Raw genomic sequence first — 17,248 nt, forward strand, 5'->3', positions numbered from 1 at the left:
TCCGACACTCTCGAGGCTCTTTATTCCTCTATTCGCATGAGTCGGGATCGATGCGCGCAACGCGTCGAGGAAACCGCGCCAGATCAACGCCCAGCGGGCTCCCGACTGCAGCCGGGGCCCCGGCAGAGCGGTATCGGGCGCCCAGACGCCGCGCACGCACGTTGCCAAACGGACGCCGGGCTGGTTACGTGTTCCGAGTCACGGCGTAGTGGGAAGGAGCCCCATGTTCAACCTCGCACTGGCGGCCTCCCACGCCGCCACGATCCATCCGAGCCGGACCGCCGTCGTGACGCCGGACGGTTCACTGACGTTCGCCGAGCTCGACGCGCAGATCAGCCGTGCGGCTCGTGGGCTCCAGTCCGCCGGCATGCGACCAGGCGACACGGTGGCTCTGCACCTGCCCACCTCGGCGGCGTTTGTCATCTGCTTCTACGCCGCACTGCGGGCCGGCCTGATCGCGGCCCCCGTGGCCCCCTACGCGGCACCCCGAGAGCTGCGGCATGCCCTGGAGATCTCCGCGTCCCAAGCACTGATCACCGCCTCCGCGGACCCGCCCGAGGGCTGCGACGGCGTTCCCGTCATGGACTGCGAAACGCTGGTGGCACGAGGAGCAGACGGACGCTCGGATCCGTTCGTCGCCCGCTCCCCCGAGGACGTGGCTGCAGTGATCTTCACCTCCGGGACGACCGGAGCCGCCAAGGCGGCGAAGCTGACGCATTGGAACCTATGGATGAGCTGCACGGCACTGTCGGCACGCACCTCACCCACCTCGGAGGACGTCGTGCTCGCGTGCCTTCCGCTGCACCACGTGTTCGGCATGTCCGGCCTGATGAACGCGTCGTTGGCCTGGGGCATGACCCTGGTGCTGAGGCCGCGGTTCGACGCGGCAGAGGCCCTGGATCTCATCGCGAAGCACCGGGTCACCCGGTTCTCCGGGGTTCCCACGATGTTCATGGACATGATCAGGGAGGGCGCCCAGGGGCGGGACCTCTCCAGCCTGCGCCATGTGACCTCCGGCGGCGCGGCCCTGCCGCCCGGGGTGCTTGAGGACTTCGAGGAGATGATCCCCAGCGCGACTCTGCTGGAAGGCTATGGCGCCTCCGAGACGACGTCGTCGATCTGCGTGAACTCCAGCCGGGAACGCCGCCGTCTCGGCTCCGTGGGGACGCCCTCCTGGGGGACCCGAGTCCGAGTCGTCGCCGAGGACGGCGCTCTGCTGCCGGCGGGACCCGAGCACATCGGTGAGCTCCAGGTGTCGGGGCCGACCGTCTTCGCCGGCTACGCCGACGACCCCGAGGCGACCGCGGCGGCCTTCGACGGCGAGTGGCTGCGCACCGGCGACGTCGCCTGGATCGATGCCGACCAGTACGTCCATCTGGTGGACCGACGCTCCAGCCTGATCATCCGCGGCGGGCTGAACGTCTATCCCGCCGAGGTGGAGCAGGTGCTCTCCCAGCACACCGCCGTTCAGGAGGCCGTGGTGCTCGGCCAGCCGCATGAGAGGCTCGGCGAGGAGATCGCGGCACTGATCGTCCCCGGCAGGCCGCTCGGCGAGCTCACCGGTGAGCACCGTGCGCAGCTCGTGGAGCATCTCGACCACCACGCGCGCGAGCACCTGGCCGCCTACAAGCGGCCGCGCCTCATCCGCTTCGTCGACTCGCTGCCTCGCACCCCTTCCGGCAAGATCCTCCGCCCCGCCGCCCGAGATCTGCTCGCCGAGCAGCTCTCTGACGTCGACTGACCTCCACTGACTCGCACCCATCCCTCGACAAGGAGACCCCATGCCCGCTGAGCAGCCGACCCCCACCCGACGCCGCACCGACCTGATGGCGATCGAGAGCCAGCTCTCGGCCGAGGAGATCGGCATCCGGGACCGGGTCGCGGAGTTCGTGGATCGCCGCATCCGGCCGCACATCGCCCGCTGGTACGAGGAGGCGGTGCTGCCCACGGAGCTGTTCGGGGAGATGGCTGAGCTGGGGCTGTTCGGGATGCACCTGACCGGCTACGGCTGTGCCGGACGCAGCGCCACGGAGTACGGGCTGGCCATGCAGGAGCTGGAGGCCGGGGACTCGGGGATCCGCACGGTGGTCTCGGTGCAGGGCTCGCTGGCGATGTCGGCCATCCACAAGCACGGCTCCGAAGAGCAGAAGCAGCAGTGGCTGCCAGGCATGGCCGCCGGGGAGATGATCGGCTGCTTCGGACTGACGGAGCCGACCGCAGGCTCGGACCCGGGCGCCATGGCCACCCGGGCTCGCCGGGAGGGGGACGAGTGGGTGCTGGCCGGCTCCAAGCGCTGGATCGGTCTGGCCACCATCGCTGATGTGGCGATCATCTGGGCGAAGGTCCCGGCCGCAGAGTCCGAGGCCGCCGTCGAGGGCGAGCACCGCACCAGCCCCGACGACGCCGGTGAGGTGGTGCGCGGGTTCATCGTCCCCACTGACACGCCGGGCTTCCGGGCCGAGGTGATCGGGCAGAAGCTCTCCATGCGCGCGTCGCTGCAGTGCGACATCACCCTCGAGGAGGTCCGACTGCCCGCCGAGGCGATCCTCCCGAAGAATCCCGGGCTGCGCGGCCCCTTCGGCTGCCTCTCGGAGGCACGGTACGGCATTGCCTGGGGCGCGATGGGCGCCGCCCGAGACGCCCTGGAGGCCGCCCTGGACTACGCCGCAGAGCGCCAGCAGTTCGGACGCCCACTCTCCGGCTACCAGCTGACCCAGAAGAAGTTCACGGACATGGCCCTGGAGCTCACCAAGGGGCAGCTGCTGGCCCTGCAGCTGGGTCGTGCGAAGGACGCTGGGACGCTGGAGAACCACATGATCTCGGTGGGCAAGCTGAACAACTGCCGGGCCGCCATCGAGATCTGCCGAGAGGCACGCACCATCTTCGGCGGCAACGGCATCACCGCCGAGCACTCCCCGCTGCGGCACGCCAACAACCTGGAGTCGGTCCGCACCTATGAGGGCACCGACGAGGTCCACACGCTGATCATCGGGCAGCGGCTCACCGGGGAGGCCGCCTTCCGCTGAGCGACGCGGGGCAGCGGCCGGCCACTCGGTCCGCCATGACCCGTCAGCTCCGGAGGAAGTCCTCGACCGTGGCGGCTAGGAGGTAGGCTCCCTCGATCACGGCTCGATCTGCGGCCGGGGACACCGCTGCCTGCGCGAACTCCTTCTGATGGTTGACCGCGGGCAGCGAGTCGATGGACAGATAGGGGTGTATCGCACGGGTGACCAGCGAAACGTTCCCCATGTCAGTGGAGGCGGTGTTCATCCCGCCTCCCACCGATTCCTCGCGGTCCATGTCTCGTCCCACGGTCTGCGCGTTGACGGCGAAGAGGTCCGCGAGCTCGGCGTCATTGCGAAACTCGGAGTAGCGCGGGCTCGTCTCCACCACCTCCATGGAGGCTCCCGCGGCGAGCGCGCCTGCCTCGAAGCAGCCACGCACTCTCTCGAAGGTGGCCTCCAGCTCGTCGAGATCAGCGGCCCTGACATACCAGGAACCACGGCAATGGTCTGGGATCACGTTCGGAGCCGAACCAGCCTCCCGGACGATGCCATGCACTCTGGTGCTCGCGGGCAGCTGCTGCCGGAGCAGCCCGATCGCCACTTGAGCGACGGTCATCGCATCCGCGGCGTTCGTCCCCAGGTGAGGATAGGCCGCGGCATGTGCCGCGAAGCCCGTGTAGACGACGTCGAAGTGAGCCACCGCGAACGGGCGTGCATACAAGGAGTTCGCCGGGCCGGGGTGCACCATGAGCGCCGCCTCGAGATGGTCGAAGGCCCCGTCCTCGATGAGATGGATCTTTCCTCCGCCACCCTCCTCGGCCGGAGTGCCGATCACTTCCACCGTCGCATCCAGCTCGCCGGCGAGGTCCCGCAGCGCCGCCGCGGCCCCGACCGCGGCGGCGGCAATGATGTTGTGCCCGCACGCGTGGCCGATCCCCTCGAGCGCGTCGTATTCGGCGATGAACCCCACATGGCGGCTCCCGGTCCCCAACCGGGCACGGAAGGCGGTGTCCAGCTTCCCGAAGGGCATCTCGATCTGAAATCCCAGCTCGCGGAGCATCTCGGATATCCGCTCTGCTGAACGGAACTCCTGCCAGCGGATCTCCGGGGCGGCATGCAGGCCATGGCTCAGGCCCACCAGCTCCTTCCCGATCGCATTGACAGCACGGGCCGTCTGCCGGCGAGCAGCCGGGAGCTCATCCTCCGAGATCTGGTGGAGCCTCTCGCCCGCACTCATCGAAGGTCTCCGGCCACGCCGAAGCCAGGAGCTTCATCAGGGTTCAGGGCCCGAGTCCTGTAGTCGTCCTTCACCGGTTCCCACAGGGACCAGAGACGCAGCAGCTCCGCGACCGGGTCGTCGGCGTCGTCGACCCGCAGGTCCGTCGTGGCCCATGAGACGTCGTCGATCACCTTGAGGCCCGCCGAGCGCACCGGACCAGCTTCTCCACCGGCCGCGAGCGCAGCCTGCAGCCCGGCCATCAGTCGGGCCTCGAGGCTGCTGCCGCGGTCTGCGTGGTACGCCTCCACCATGGCGTCGACGGTGTCGGCAGAGGCCAGCAGGTTCCCCGCCGCCACCGCAGCATCTGCCGATGCCCAATGGTTGATCCCCAGGGAGTTCTCACCTGAGTGATGAGCCGTCCGGCCCTCATCGTCCACCACGGAGAGCTGCCGATAGTCTGCGAACGGCTCCTCCTGAAGCGTCCTGCTCAGAGCATCCTCACTGCCGAGCCCCTGCTCAAGACGGTCGAGGATGGCGGGCCCCAACCCCGGGTTCGTCACGTTCTGACTGGCGACGACCCCCACCCCACGGCGCAGATGAATGCAACGGGAGGCGACAGCGGGCGACGAGGAACATACGACCATCCCGAATGAGCCGGACTCGGGATCCCTTGCTGCAAGCGAAAACGTCATGGCATCTCCTGTGAAGAGTCGGTTCAGAGCACTGCGGTGGCGTCGATCTCCACGAGCCACTCGGGCCGGGCCAGGGCCTCGACCACCAGCCCGGTGGAGACGGGATGGACGCCCCTCAGGTATCTGCCCATGACCCGGTAGACGGTCTCCCGGTACCGGATGTCCGTGAGGTAGACCGTCACCTTGACGATGTCTTCGATCGATCCGCCGGCTTCGGTCACCAGCAGCGAGATGTTCTCCATGGCCTGCACCGTCTGTGCTTCGACATCTCCGATGCCGACGGACTCCCTGGTCTCCAGGTCCTGCGCGACCTGGCCACGCAGGTAGACGACGCCGTTGGCGACGACGGCTTGGCAGAGATCGTTGTCCAGGTTCTGCTCTGGATAGGTGTCCTTGGTGTTGAACGGTCGAATACGCGTGTGCTTCATCGCTGTCATTTCCTTCTCATGCTCTCTGTGAAAGGGCGGGGATCGGCAGGGCACGGTCTATGTGGATCGCAGAGCACCCCCGAGAACAGCCGGCCGGAGGTTATCGACCGCGGTCTCATGGTCCAGGTAGCCCTGCTGGATCATGATGTGATCGGCGATGTGCTTGGCGTCATGCCAGACTCCCCAGATGAAGCTCGACCCCCTGCTCGACTGCCAGGGGAGACCCAGGAAGTAGATCCCTGGCTCCGCTGCGACTCCTCGCTGATGACGGGGCCTGCCGTCGTGGTCGAACGCATCGACCTTCAGCCAGCTGTAGTCGACGCGGAACCCGGTGGCCCACACCACGGAGGTGATGCCGGCGTCGTCGACCTCCAGCTCCAGGATCGGGTCTGTGAGGCATCCGGGCTCCGGGCGCAGCTCACGCGCCTCCGGCTCTTCGGGCAGATCGAGGCCGTTTCTCTCGACGTAGGCGTCGGCCTCATCGAGAAGGGAGAGGTAGTTGGCATCGCCATCGGCGATGTTGCTCCTCAGGTCCTCGGCGAAATGCAGTCTTCCCTCGGCGAACGATTGAGTCCGCCCGACAAGCGTGATGCCGTCGGCGGCCAGGGCGCGGAAGTCGACGGTCTGACCTCCGTGTGCCCCGCTGACAGCGATCGTGACGTGCTCGGATCCGCTCGGTGGAGCGGAAGCCGCCCACTTGTTGAGCACGCCGAGCCACCAGACGAAGTCCCGCCCACGGTAGCTCCGTGGAGGCCTGTCGTGCGGGCCGACGGACAGGTAGACCTGGCGTCCGGCTCTCCGGAGCTCATCGGCGATCTGCACACCTGAGGACCCTGCCCCGACCACCAGCACCGCCCCCGCCGGCAGCTGCTCAGGGCGTCGATAGGAGCTGGAATGGAGCTGCTGCAGCCCCACCTCCGCGGGAAGGAGATCCGGAACGACACCCTTCTGAAAGGGCCCGGTCGCAGCGACGACGTATCGGGCCTCGATCGCACCCTCTGAGGTCTGCACGTGAAAGCCGGGCCTCCCGGCGTTCTTCCGGACCGAGGTGACCTCGACCCCGCACCGAACCGGCGCGTCGATCATGTCGGCATACGAGACGAAGTAGTCGGCCACCTGTTCCTTGGACGCGAAGGCATCGCCGGAGATGCCGTCGAACTCCCGACCGGGGAAGCGGTCATGCCACGCCGGCCCGTTGGCCACCAGCGAGTCCCAGCGCTCGGAGCGCCAGCGCTCAGCGATGCGGCTCCTCTCCAGCACGAGATGAGGAATCCCCCGAGCACCCAGGTGCTCGCTGATGGCGATCCCCGCCTGACCGGCGCCGACGACGAGCACCTCAGTCTGTTCGTATGACATCCCTCGCCCTCTCACTCTTGTGACACTGCCTGGTGAGACCCATCATCAGCGGCCTTCCGCATCACTTCAAACATCGAGAAGGCATGCACTGCATAAGATCAATGGAAGAATTGCGACCAGCCGCAGCTTTCCCAATCGCCCAGGGGGCACGCATGCCACGGCCACAGAACGAACTGACGCTGTCGCAGATCCGATACTTCGTGCGCGCCGCGGAGCTCGGCTCCATGACGGAGGCCGCCGGAGAGCTGTTCGTCGCCCAATCAGCCATCTCCACCGCGATCTCGCACCTGGAGGCGTCCCTGGGGTGCAAGCTGCTGGTGAGACAACGCTCCCGAGGGGTCGTGCTCACCGAACAGGGACGAAGCTTCTACACCCGCGCCATGAGTGTCCTGCATGGGTTGGACGACGCGGTGGACTCGGTCCGCCCTGAGCAGCTCTCCGGCTGGCTCACCGCGGGATGCTTCACGACGCTTGCACCCTTCTGGCTGCCGGAGGTCTACGACGCGCTGACCTCCAAGTACTCCGACCTCACAGTCCGCATCAGGGAGGTCACAGCCGATCAGATCCACCCGCTCCTGCTGCGCAGAGAGCTGGAGATCGCGCTGACCTACAGCTTCGACTACGGCAGAGAGGTGACCTTCGAGCCCATCTGCGAGGCTCCGATCTACGCGGCCGTCGCCGACGCCTCCCCGCTCGCCGCACGCGAGAGCATCACCCTGGAGGAGCTGGCCGATGAGCCCCTCATCCTCCTCGACCTGGGGAAGAGCACCAACTACTTCCTGTCGATCTTTCGCGAAGCACGCCTGCAGCCACAGGTGCATCAACGCTTCGAGAGCTTCGAGGTCGTCCGTTCCATGGTGGCTCGGGGCCACGGGTACACCCTCCTGAACCAGCGCCCGGCCCATGACCTGACCAACGACGGCGGCCGAATCGCGCGGCTCAGGATCGACGGCGCTCGATCCCTTCTGCAGATCGGACTGGCCTACCGGTCCGGTGAAGCACTCTCCAGGAAGGGCCAGGCCTTCGCGGACGAATGCAGGCGCATCTTCTCCGACGACTAGCGCGTGCACTGGGTGCGCTGCATCACGTCTCGTGATGCGCATCCTCGTTTTTCACTCATTGAATACCCTCCCTCATCGGTAAAGACTGGGCGCCATCCAGAACCACCGCTTGCACTGCGGCGCCGCTGACGGCACCTCAGCGCCCGATGAGGAGGATCGTGTGCGAACCAGACCCTACACACTCAAGACAAAAGTGATGTGGACACTTATCGTCACTTTGCTGGCGCTCTCCCAGTTTCCGGGAGTTCTCTTCTTCCATGATGTCGCCGAACCCAGAATCTTCGGCATGCCGTTCATCTATGGATACATCATCATCATCTGGGCGCTCCTCTGCGGTGTCCTCCTCTGGGCGTACCTGGCCCGCTGGGGCCGCCCCACACCCGCCGGAACGACCACTGACGACACTCAGAAGGGCGTGGATCGATGAATACCCAGGAGATTCTCGGAATCGCGGCCATCGGCGGCGCCCTGGCGATTCCGCTGGTCATCGGGCTGCTCGCCTCCCTGAAGGCGCGACCCACGACCAGCGACTACTTCGTCCAGGGGCGGGCGATGGGACCGATCGCCCTCTTCTTCACCGTGCAGGCCACGTGGTGGAGCGCCTTCGCCTTCCTCGGCTCCAATGCGAACTTCTACCTCTACGGTCCGGCATACTGGACAGCCGTCATCTTCAATGTCTTCTTCGGAATCATGTATTACTGGATCGGCAAGAAAGTCTGGTTCCACGGCAAACGAGGAAACTATCTCACGGCTCGCGATTTCTTCGTCGATCTCTATCGTTCACCGGGACTGGCCACCTTCATCGCCGTGATCCTGCTGGTCTTCTCCCTGCCTCATCTTCAGATCCAGCTGACCGGTGGGGCCTACCTCATCGACGTGGCCTCCGGAGGGACCATCCCCTTCTGGGTGGGCGGCCTGCTCTTCTACACCGTCATCATCGCCTATGTCTGGGCAGGCGGGCTTCGCGCCATCGCCTGGACTGACATCTTCTACGGAGTCGGGATCTTCTTCGGACTCATCGCCGCGGGCGTCTACATTCTGGGCGAAGTGGGCGGAATGGGCACCATGTTCGATCAGATCGAGCAGGTCCGCCCCGAGAATCTCATCCTCGGGGACGGGATGTGGATGTACTGGATCGCATTGGCCATCATCACACCGATCGGTGCTCTGATGACGCCCCAGCTCTGGACACGCATGTATGCGGCGAAGAGCCCTCGCCCGTTCGACCTGATGCCGTTCCTGCTGGGTCTCGTGGCGATCGCCTACATCGGTGCCATGGTGATCGGCAATTCAGCGGTGCTCCTCGAGCCCGACGTCGAGCAGCCGGACCATGTGCTTCCGATCATGCTCCTGGAGCATGCGCCGCTGCTGCTCGCGCTGCTCGTGATCGCTGCCGGCGCCGGCGCTGCGATGTCCACGGCGAACTCACAGGTCCACGCCATGGCGGCCAGCTACACCATCGACTTCCACGGTCGGTACTTCCAGAAGGACCTGCCCGAACGAAAGCGCATCTGGGTCGGACGCTGGGCGATCCTGGCCTTCTGCGCCATCGCCTATGTGATGGCCCTCTACATTCCGGGCCTGCTGATCGCCATCGGCCTGGTCGCCTACGCCGGCCTGGCCCAGGTGATCGTCCCGACGGTGGGCGCACTCTTCTGGCGCCGCGCCAGCGTCGCAGGCGCGACCTCCGGTCTGATCGTGGGCATCACCACGCTCGTACTGTTCACGGTCTTCCCGGCGCTGGTCCCCGGGCCGTTCAGCGTCCACGGTGCCGGCCTGCTGTCACTCCTGCTGAACGTGGTCGTCTTCATCAGCGTCAGCCTCCTGACGAAGCCGAGGAGCTCCGAGCTCCTCCTCAAGATCCGCCGTCGCCAGCAGGACTTCGAGGAGGAGCGCTGGGATGACGCCCCGGCGGCACCGGAGACGTCGTCAGCGGCAGACGTGAGCACCACCCGCTGACACGTCGCACGGGGCTCCCCGGGCACCGCCCAGGGGAGCCCCGTGCCTCGTCCCCGCGACGGAGCCGAGGCCTGAGGCATGAGGACCGAGGAAGGGCGCAGTCATGCATACCACCCGAACAGAGCGGGACCTGCTGGGCACCCTGCCCATCCCCGCCCAGAACTACTACGGGGTGCACACCACCCGCGCAGCCGAGAACTTCCGGATCAGCGGCACCCCCATCTCCGCCTATCCGGGTCTCATCAACGCACTCGCGGCCGTGAAGCAGGCAGCTGCCCACGCGAACCGTTCCCTGGGGGTGCTCAGTCCGGAACGCGCCGACGCCATCTGGGACGCATGCTCCCAGATCCGGGACGGGAAGTTCCATGACCAGTTCATCGTGGACGTCTTCCAGGGTGGGGCGGGCACCTCGACCAATATGAACGCCAACGAGGTGATCGCCAATGTGGCCCTCGAACGGATGGGATTCAGCAAGGGCGCCTACGAGAACCTGCATCCTCTTGACCACGTGAACCTCGGCCAGAGCACCAATGACGTGTATCCCACTGCACTGAAGATCGCTCTCCTGGGCGAGCTTCGCCTGCTCCGCCATGCCATGCAGGATCTCGTGGAGACCTTCCGCCGGAAGTCAGAGGAGTTCTCCCCTGTGCTGAAGATGGGCAGGACCCAGCTGCAGGATGCCGTTCCGATGACCCTCGGACAGGAGTTCTTCACCTACGCCGTCATGCTCGAGGAAGACCGCAGCAGACTGGTGGAAGCCATGGACCTGCTCACCGAGATCAATCTCGGCGGAACCGCCATCGGGACCGGCCTCAACACCCATCCCGCCTATGCAGAGCTCGTGCGCTCGAAGCTCTCCGAGCTGCTGTCCACAGAACTCCGCACCGCAGAGAACCTCATCGAAGCCACCCAGGACGCCGGCGCCTTCGTCCAGCTCTCGGGTGTGCTGAAGCGGGTCGCCGTCAAGCTCTCGAAGACCTGCAGCGACCTTCGCCTGACCTCATCAGGCCCCCGAGCGGGGCTGAACGAGATCAACCTTCCCCCCGTGCAGGCGGGATCCAGCATCATGCCGGGAAAGGTCAATCCGGTGATACCTGAGGTCGTCAACCAGGTGGCCTACGAGGTCATCGGCAACGATGTGACGGTGACCCTGGCGGCAGAGGGCGGGCAGCTCCAGCTCAACGCCTTCGAGCCGGTGATCGCGATCAGCCTGCTCCGTTCACTGACGCACCTCACAGCGGCCTGCCGGACCCTCGATGAGAAGTGCGTGCAGGGGATCACGGCCAACCAGGAGGAGCTCCACGACACAGTCCATCGATCGATCGGACTCGTGACAGTCCTGTGCCCGTACATCGGGTACGCCCAGGCGTCGCTCGTCGCCCAGGAGGCCCTGCTCTCCGGGCGCACCATCACGGAGACGGTCCTCGACAAGGGCCTGATGAGCAGAGAGGCCCTCGACGAGCTGCTCGTTCCGCGGAATCTCACCGGCCCGTTCACCGATCACGATCTCATCCCCGCTTCAGCACCGCCAGCGGAATCCGCCACCGGTAGCGCAGCGCCAGGAGCCGCAGGGTGAGCACCAGCATCGCCACCGCCACGGCACTGACGGCGTTGAAGAGGCCGCCCTCCAGCAGCAGGGCGGTCGCCCCGGCGCCCAGGAAGGCCGGGGCGGCGTAGACACCGTGGGGGTTGAAGATCTGCGGCACCTCGTTGGCGACGACGTCACGCAGGGCTCCTCCGCCGACGGCGGTGGTGACCCCCAGGAGCACGGTGGCGATCGGATTCAGCCCAGCCTCATGGGCGATGCTCGCTCCCATGACACAGAACAGCGAGAGGCCCAGCGCGTCGAAGACCAGCAGCGTCCGGCGCAGCCTGTCCTCATGGATGAGCCGCACGAAGACCGCCAGCACGGCCAGCGCCACGGGCACGAGGTACTGCGGGGCAGCGAAGGCGTTGGGAACCCCAGTGTTCAGCACCAGGTCCCGGATGACGCCGCCGCCGAGTCCAGCGAGGCTGGCCAGCAGCAGGGAGCCGACCAGGTCGAAGCCCTTCCGCACAGCCAGCAGCGCCCCAGAGACGGCGAAGGCGAAGGTGCCCACCAGCTCCAGCACGAGCACCATCACGGTCACTGACATCCCTGCTCCTCCTCAGTCATCCTGGGGCATCGCTCGGTCCACGTGCGAGTTCCATGACCATAAGACTGCCATGCCAGGGCTCCCAGGGACGGGCAGGTCGGGGCGGTGTCAGGTATCGAAAGGGATGACCGCCAAGTCATCTGGCACGAGGAACTCGCCCGAGTACCCTGCAGCCGCCACCCGCTCCCAGGCTATGGCGCCGGAGCCGGGTACCAGGTGATGCAGGGCAAGGCGCCGCGCCCCCGCCTCACGGGCCACGCGGACTGCGTCGACGACCGACGTGTGGGACTTGTAGTGATGCGCCAAGGAGGCGCGTGACGTCTCATCGTGCTTATCCCGGTACATCGATTCCATGAAGTCGAAGTCGATGGCCTCGTGAAGCACGAGTCCCGCGTCCCGGCTCAGCCGGACCATATTGGGCGTGTAGGTCGTGTCACCGGAGACGCACACCGATCCCTCTGCCGTGTCGAAGCGGAAGGCGAAGGCCGGGGCGACCGGCGGATGCTCCACGAGCGTGGCCGTGACGACCACTGACTCGTCCCGGTAGATCTCGAAGCCCTCCGTCGCCGGCACCGGATTCTCGTTGGGGTGGAACTGCAGAGCATCGGGGATATCGATGTCCTGCGCATCGAAGATGGCCATCGGCGAGGGCCTCAAGGCGTCGATGATCCGATCGTTGAGGTCTGTCGCCGCCGCCTCCATCAATCGCAGGAACATCTCCGCAGTGCCCGGCGTGGGACTGTGTGGAGCCATCGGATCCGGCTCGACGCTGGCCAGCGGAGACACCGGCGGCAGAGCCCCCCGGTTGCCCGGGCCGATGATCGGCACAGGTCGGCCGATCCTGTCCTGGAGCTCAAAGAGCCCGAACAGGGCCAGAGTGTTGAGGTCCACCGTGTGATCCGAGTGCAGGTGCGTGAGGAAGATGCCCTTGAGTCTGCTCATCTCGAGCCCGGCCTTCTCCATCTGACGGCCGACGCCATGGCCGCAGTCCACCAGGTAGAAGCCGTCGTCGACGACGATGGCCGTGGCGATTCCGGTGCGCGCAGAGTTGCGCCAGAATCGCGGCCCACCGGCCGTCCCCAGTGTGATCACGTGGTGTCCACGCCGCTCCGTCAGTCCGCTCACGGGTCTCCGCTCCCATCTGTCCGCATGTCGCCGATCGGCGCCTGTCTCGTGGGTCCAGTCTGATCGGGCGCGGCCATAGTGGAAAGCGAATTAAAGTCATGACAGACTTCACTTCACGTTAGGTCACAGCGTGACTAGCTCTGCCCCCAGGAGACGCCGTGCCGGAGATCACCGTTCGCCAGCTGGAGTACTTCCTCGCCGTCGTCGACCACGGCTCGATCAGCGCCGCGGCACGGCAGCTGCACATCAGCCAGGCGGCCATCTCCGTCGCGATCCGGCAGCTGGAGAAGGGCCTCAACGCGGAGCTGCTGAACCGGGCCCCCGCACGCCGAGCACTGCCCACACCGGCCGGCCAGGCCCTCCTGCCCCACGCTCGGCGTGTCACGACAGCTATCTCGGATGCCACGGAGGCGGTCAGCAACGACCACTCCGAGATCCGTGGCGTGCTGCGCGTCGTGAGCTCGATGACCGTGTCCCCTCATGTGCTGCCGAGGCTGGTGGCACATTTCACGGCCGAGCACCCCGCCGTGGAGGTCACCATCGCCGAGGCCACTGTCCCAGAGATCCATCAGGTGCTCCGGAGCGGACAGGCCGACCTGGGCTTCGTCTATGCACGACAGTCCGCCGAGGACCTCGACGAGACGCTGATCGGCACGAACCAGCACCACGTGATGGTCCATGCGGAACACCCGCTCGCCGGTCGCCCCGGCATCCTTCTCCGCGAGCTCATCCATGAGCCGATGATCATGGTGGACATTCCGCCGAGCGTCGAGCGCGTCACCCAGATCATCACGGATCTCGGGCTGCGGCCCAGAGTGCAGTGGTCGTCGTCGAACTTCGAGACGGTCCGCTCCCTCGTGGGGCACGGGCTCGGCTGGGCGTTCGTGAACGTGACTCCCCGAACCGAGGTCACCTACGACGGTCGAAAGGTCGCCTACGTGCCGATCCTCGACGACATTCCGGCGAACCCCATCATCGCGCTCACGGCCCCCTCCGAGGAGCTGCCCGCGCGCGTGCGGGAGGCTCTGCGGCACCTGCAGGACCAAAAGGTGTGACGTCAACCGTCGTGTCGGGGATCAGTTCCCGGTCGCAGCTGCGCCTCGTCCTCTGGGCGGGACTCGCCCTCTGTGCCTGGGTGAATTCCCGAGCCCGTCTCCGCGTCCTTGCCCTGCGCACGCTCGGCCTCTTGGAACTGGTCGATGGTGGGGCGCATGCTCTTCCGGCGGGAATCCACCACGGTCCAGACGATCGCTGCTAGCAGCAGCGTCATCAGCACCAGGGGGATCGGACGGGACAGGAAGATCATGAACGATCCGTCCGAGAGCACCATCGAGCGCCGGAAGTGCTCCTCCAGCAGCGGCCCCAGGATGAAGCCCAGCACGAAGGGCCCCAGCCCGAAGTTGAAGGTGCGCAGGACATATCCGACGATGCCGAAGATCACCGCGAGCAGCACGTCGAACATCGAGTTCCGCACCGAGTACACGCCGGCCACGGCGACCATCAGGATGATCGGCGCCATGACGCCGCCCGGGATGCGCAGCAGCCTCACGAAGAGACCGATCAGCGGCAGGTTGAGGATCAGCAGCAGGATGTTGCCGACGTACATGGAGGCGATGACGCCCCAGAAGACGTCCGGGTGCTCGTCGATGAGCTGCGGGCCCGGCGTGATGTTGTGCAGCAGCAGCGCACCGAAGATCAGGGCGAGGACCGGATTCGGGGGCACGCCCAAGGTCAGGAGCGGGAGGAAGGAAGAGTTCGACGAAGAGTTGTCGGCGGTCTCCGTGGCGGCCAGGCCGTCCATCGCACCTTTGCCGAACTTCTCCGGATGGCGGGAGAACCGCCGCTCGGCCCCATACGCCACCACCGCGGAGATCGTCCCGCCCCCTCCGGGGATGATGCCGATGAAGAATCCGATGATCGAGGACCGCAGGATCGCCATCCGCGTCATCAGCCAGTCCGCGCGCGTCGGGAGGACCCTGCCGATCGCCGATCGCGCCAGGCCTCCGTAGAAGCCCTGCTGGGCGTTGTAGAGGATCTCTCCGATGCCGAACAGCCCCACCGCGACGGCGACGATGCTGACGCCTGCCGTCAGCTCGAAGCTGCCATAGGTCAGACGCGGATCGGCCGTGGTCGGGTCCAGCCCGATCGTGGCGACGATCACTCCCAGCGCGGCCGAGACGATCGCCTTGACTTTCGACCCCGAACCGAGGAACACGATCATGAGCAGCCCCATCGCGGCCAGGACGAACATGTCCGGACTACCGACCGACTTGGCCACCCCGGCCAGTGTCGGGGCGAGGAAGGACAGCCCGATGATGGCCACCGTGCCTCCGAGGAACGAACCGATCGCCGTGATCCCCAGCGCGGGCCCGGCGCGTCCCTGCTGGGCCAGCGGATACCCGTCGAAGGTGGTCACCACCGCGGAGGCATCACCCGGGAGGCGCAGCAGGATGGCGGGGATCCGACCCCCGTACATGGATCCGTAGTAGATGCCGGCGAGCATCATCACGGCGCCGGCGGGGTCGAGCGAGAAGGTCAGAGGGAGCAGCAGGGCGATGGTCGCCACCGGCCCGAGCCCCGGGATCAGGCCGATCAGCGTGCCCACCGTGACGCCGATGAGGACGAAGAGCAGATTCTCGGGCTGGAACGCCACGCTGAATCCGTGCCCCAGCCCCGCGAGGATGTCGGTCATGGGATCAGTCACTTCTCTCAGATGGATCAGAACGGACGGAGGTTGACCCCGAGGGCCAGGGCGAAGAGCGCGTAGACGGCGGCGGGCGCGATCACCGCGATCAGGATCGACGTCCGCCACCTCATGCGTGCCACGAAGCGCGCCACGATCAGCATCACGGGAACCCCTGCCCCGATCAGGCCCAGCCAGTCATAGGCGGGGACGAAGAGCAGGAGCGGGCCGGCCACGAGGGCGACCCGGGTCAGCTCAGACCGATTCGGCGGATGGAACCGGTGCCGGGTGGCCAGCAGCAGCGGAATGGCCGCCACCACCAGCAGCGCGTTGAGGAAGGGCCAGAGGCCCGGCCCCGGCCTGGCGATGGAGCCGAGGCCCAGCTGGACCGAGGGGATGATGACGACGGCGGCCAGGACCGCCAGCACCATCGGCGACCACCAGTCGACGGGTCCGGGTTCATCCAGCTGGGGAGTCCCCTCGTAATCATCGAGGTGCTCGCGCAAGGGTTCCTGCTCCTGAGAAGATCGAGAACTCCACGCCACCATCAGAGTCACTGAGCCTCGAGGCCCAGGTCCTCGAAGAGCGACCGGAACCGTTCCAGCTCGGTCGGCATGTACTCGCCGAACCAGGCTTCTCCCTCGACGTCAGGGACCGCACCGCCGGACTGTTCCACGAACTCCACGAACTCGTCGGACCCGACGACGGCGGTCGACGCCGCGGCCAGCTCGTCGTAGACCTCCTGGGGCGTGTCAGCCGGCACCACGAGGGCCTGGGAACCGGCCGTCTGCAGCTCTTCGAACCCCAACTCGCCGAGTGTCGGGACCTCCTCATCGAGAGCCTCGGGGACGTAGTCGGTACTGATGGCCAGGATGCGAAGCTCCCCGGAGCGGACTCGCGGCAGGGCACTGGTGATGTCCTGGACGCCCCAGTCGACATCACCATTGACGAGCGCGGGCAATGCGGGGGCGCCGCCTGGGAAGGTCGCCACCTCCGCGTCCAGGCCGTAGCTCTGGACGATGCCTTCTCCGATCAGGTGAGTCTGGTGACCCTCGCCGAAGGCTGAGTAGGTCATCCGGTCGTCGACGCCTTCAAGGTCCTCGAAGCTCTCCAACGGCGAGTCATCGGGGACCACGATCACGAATGCGTTCTCAGCGACGGCCTCCACGGAACGGAAATCCTCGATGCCGTAGGAGACGTCCTGCTGAAGCAGCACCGACGTGAAGGCACCGGTCGGGGCGAAGAGCAGCGTGTGGCCGTCGGCGGCCGCATTCGCGGCCTCCGTCGCGGCGATGGCGCCGCCTCCGCCTTCCCGGTTGACCACCAGCACGTTCGCATCGAGCTCTGCCTCAAGCCCCTCGGCGAACTTGCGCGCAGTGGCGTCGTTGTGGCCCCCCGCCGCGAACCCGACGAGAAGCTCCACGTTTTGGGAGGGGTAGTCAGAGCCGTCTCCGCCCTGCGGCCCGCAGGCCGTCAGGGCCAGCACGGTCAGAACCGCCCAAGGGGCGAAGAGTGCACTGCGGATCCTCATCTTGTCCTCCACGGGTCATCGGTGCAGAAGTGTGGTGCACTTCATAATGACAGT

General features: G+C 66.5%; 16 protein-coding genes. 7 read left to right on the forward strand and 9 right to left on the reverse strand.

Features of this window, described 5'->3' with window-relative positions; all coding sequences use genetic code 11:
- Positions 1-223 precede the first annotated feature (223 nt).
- Positions 224-1,741 carry a class I adenylate-forming enzyme family protein gene (locus HNR09_RS06690; RefSeq protein WP_179541331.1) on the forward strand — a complete coding sequence of 506 codons (1,518 nt, stop codon included), beginning with the start codon at positions 224-226 and terminating at the stop codon, positions 1,739-1,741.
- 40 nt (positions 1,742-1,781) lie between these two features.
- Positions 1,782-3,026 (forward strand): acyl-CoA dehydrogenase family protein, encoded by a 1,245-nt coding sequence (locus tag HNR09_RS06695; protein WP_179541332.1) that lies wholly within the window; start codon positions 1,782-1,784, stop codon positions 3,024-3,026.
- A gap of 43 nt (positions 3,027-3,069) precedes the next feature.
- On the opposite strand, the gene HNR09_RS06700 is transcribed toward HNR09_RS06695, so the two are convergent.
- The 4 genes from HNR09_RS06700 to HNR09_RS06715 are packed head-to-tail and all read right to left on the reverse strand — an operon-like array spanning position 3,070 to position 6,700.
- Positions 3,070-4,242 (reverse strand): M20 family metallopeptidase, encoded by a 1,173-nt coding sequence (locus HNR09_RS06700; RefSeq protein ID WP_179541333.1) that lies wholly within the window; start codon positions 4,240-4,242, stop codon positions 3,070-3,072.
- Positions 4,239-4,916, reverse strand: a complete 678-nt coding sequence (locus HNR09_RS06705; protein ID WP_179541334.1) for a DUF1028 domain-containing protein — start codon at positions 4,914-4,916, stop codon at positions 4,239-4,241. Before HNR09_RS06705 ends, HNR09_RS06700 begins: the two co-directional genes overlap by 4 nt.
- 23 nt (positions 4,917-4,939) lie before the next feature.
- The gene (locus HNR09_RS06710) at positions 4,940-5,344 is read right to left on the reverse strand and encodes a RidA family protein (protein WP_179541335.1); all 405 of its coding nucleotides are present in this window, start codon (positions 5,342-5,344) and stop codon (positions 4,940-4,942) included.
- Positions 5,345-5,401: 57 nt separating this feature from the next.
- Positions 5,402-6,700: a flavin-containing monooxygenase gene (locus HNR09_RS06715; protein WP_179541336.1), complete on the reverse strand. Its 1,299-nt coding sequence runs from the start codon at positions 6,698-6,700 to the stop codon at positions 5,402-5,404.
- Between the two features lie 152 nt (positions 6,701-6,852).
- Here HNR09_RS06715 and HNR09_RS06720 point away from each other — a divergent pair, with 152 nt between their 5' ends.
- The 4 genes from HNR09_RS06720 (at position 6,853) to HNR09_RS06735 (ending at position 11,296) form a co-directional block, all read left to right on the forward strand.
- Positions 6,853-7,761, forward strand: coding sequence for a LysR family transcriptional regulator (locus HNR09_RS06720; protein ID WP_179541337.1), 909 nt, complete (start codon positions 6,853-6,855; stop codon positions 7,759-7,761).
- Positions 7,762-7,954: 193 nt separating this feature from the next.
- The gene (locus tag HNR09_RS06725) at positions 7,955-8,188 is read left to right on the forward strand and encodes a hypothetical protein (RefSeq protein WP_179541338.1); all 234 of its coding nucleotides are present in this window, start codon (positions 7,955-7,957) and stop codon (positions 8,186-8,188) included.
- Complete coding sequence (locus HNR09_RS06730) at positions 8,185-9,720, forward strand: sodium:solute symporter family protein (protein WP_179541339.1); 1,536 nt, start codon at positions 8,185-8,187, stop codon at positions 9,718-9,720. The genes HNR09_RS06725 and HNR09_RS06730 overlap by 4 nt, the downstream gene beginning before the upstream one ends.
- A gap of 103 nt (positions 9,721-9,823) precedes the next feature.
- Positions 9,824-11,296 carry an aspartate ammonia-lyase gene (locus tag HNR09_RS06735; RefSeq protein WP_179541340.1) on the forward strand — a complete coding sequence of 491 codons (1,473 nt, stop codon included), beginning with the start codon at positions 9,824-9,826 and terminating at the stop codon, positions 11,294-11,296.
- On the opposite strand, the gene HNR09_RS06740 is transcribed toward HNR09_RS06735, so the two are convergent.
- On the reverse strand, positions 11,229-11,855 hold the full coding sequence (locus tag HNR09_RS06740) for a trimeric intracellular cation channel family protein (RefSeq protein ID WP_179541341.1): 627 nt from the start codon (positions 11,853-11,855) through the stop codon (positions 11,229-11,231). The two genes, HNR09_RS06735 and HNR09_RS06740, sit on opposite strands and share 68 nt — an antisense overlap.
- Positions 11,856-11,963: 108 nt before the next feature.
- Positions 11,964-12,980 (reverse strand): MBL fold metallo-hydrolase, encoded by a 1,017-nt coding sequence (locus HNR09_RS06745; protein WP_343047469.1) that lies wholly within the window; start codon positions 12,978-12,980, stop codon positions 11,964-11,966.
- Between the two features lie 158 nt (positions 12,981-13,138).
- On the opposite strand from HNR09_RS06745, the gene HNR09_RS06750 reads away from it, so the two are divergent.
- Positions 13,139-14,035 (forward strand): LysR substrate-binding domain-containing protein, encoded by an 897-nt coding sequence (locus HNR09_RS06750; RefSeq protein WP_179541342.1) that lies wholly within the window; start codon positions 13,139-13,141, stop codon positions 14,033-14,035.
- Between the two features lie 2 nt (positions 14,036-14,037).
- On the opposite strand, the gene HNR09_RS06755 is transcribed toward HNR09_RS06750, so the two are convergent.
- From HNR09_RS06755 to HNR09_RS06765, 3 genes are read right to left on the reverse strand one after another with little or no spacing between them, the layout of a single operon-like run.
- Positions 14,038-15,672, reverse strand: coding sequence for a tripartite tricarboxylate transporter permease (locus tag HNR09_RS06755; RefSeq protein ID WP_179541343.1), 1,635 nt, complete (start codon positions 15,670-15,672; stop codon positions 14,038-14,040).
- A gap of 26 nt (positions 15,673-15,698) precedes the next feature.
- Complete coding sequence (locus HNR09_RS06760) at positions 15,699-16,169, reverse strand: tripartite tricarboxylate transporter TctB family protein (RefSeq protein WP_179541344.1); 471 nt, start codon at positions 16,167-16,169, stop codon at positions 15,699-15,701.
- A gap of 47 nt (positions 16,170-16,216) precedes the next feature.
- The gene (locus tag HNR09_RS06765; RefSeq protein ID WP_179541345.1) at positions 16,217-17,194 is read right to left on the reverse strand and encodes a Bug family tripartite tricarboxylate transporter substrate binding protein; all 978 of its coding nucleotides are present in this window, start codon (positions 17,192-17,194) and stop codon (positions 16,217-16,219) included.
- Between the last annotated feature and the right edge of the window lie 54 nt (positions 17,195-17,248).

It is taken from the genome of Nesterenkonia xinjiangensis (assembly GCF_013410745.1).
GTDB classification, from domain to species: Bacteria; Actinomycetota; Actinomycetes; order Actinomycetales; family Micrococcaceae; genus Nesterenkonia; species Nesterenkonia xinjiangensis.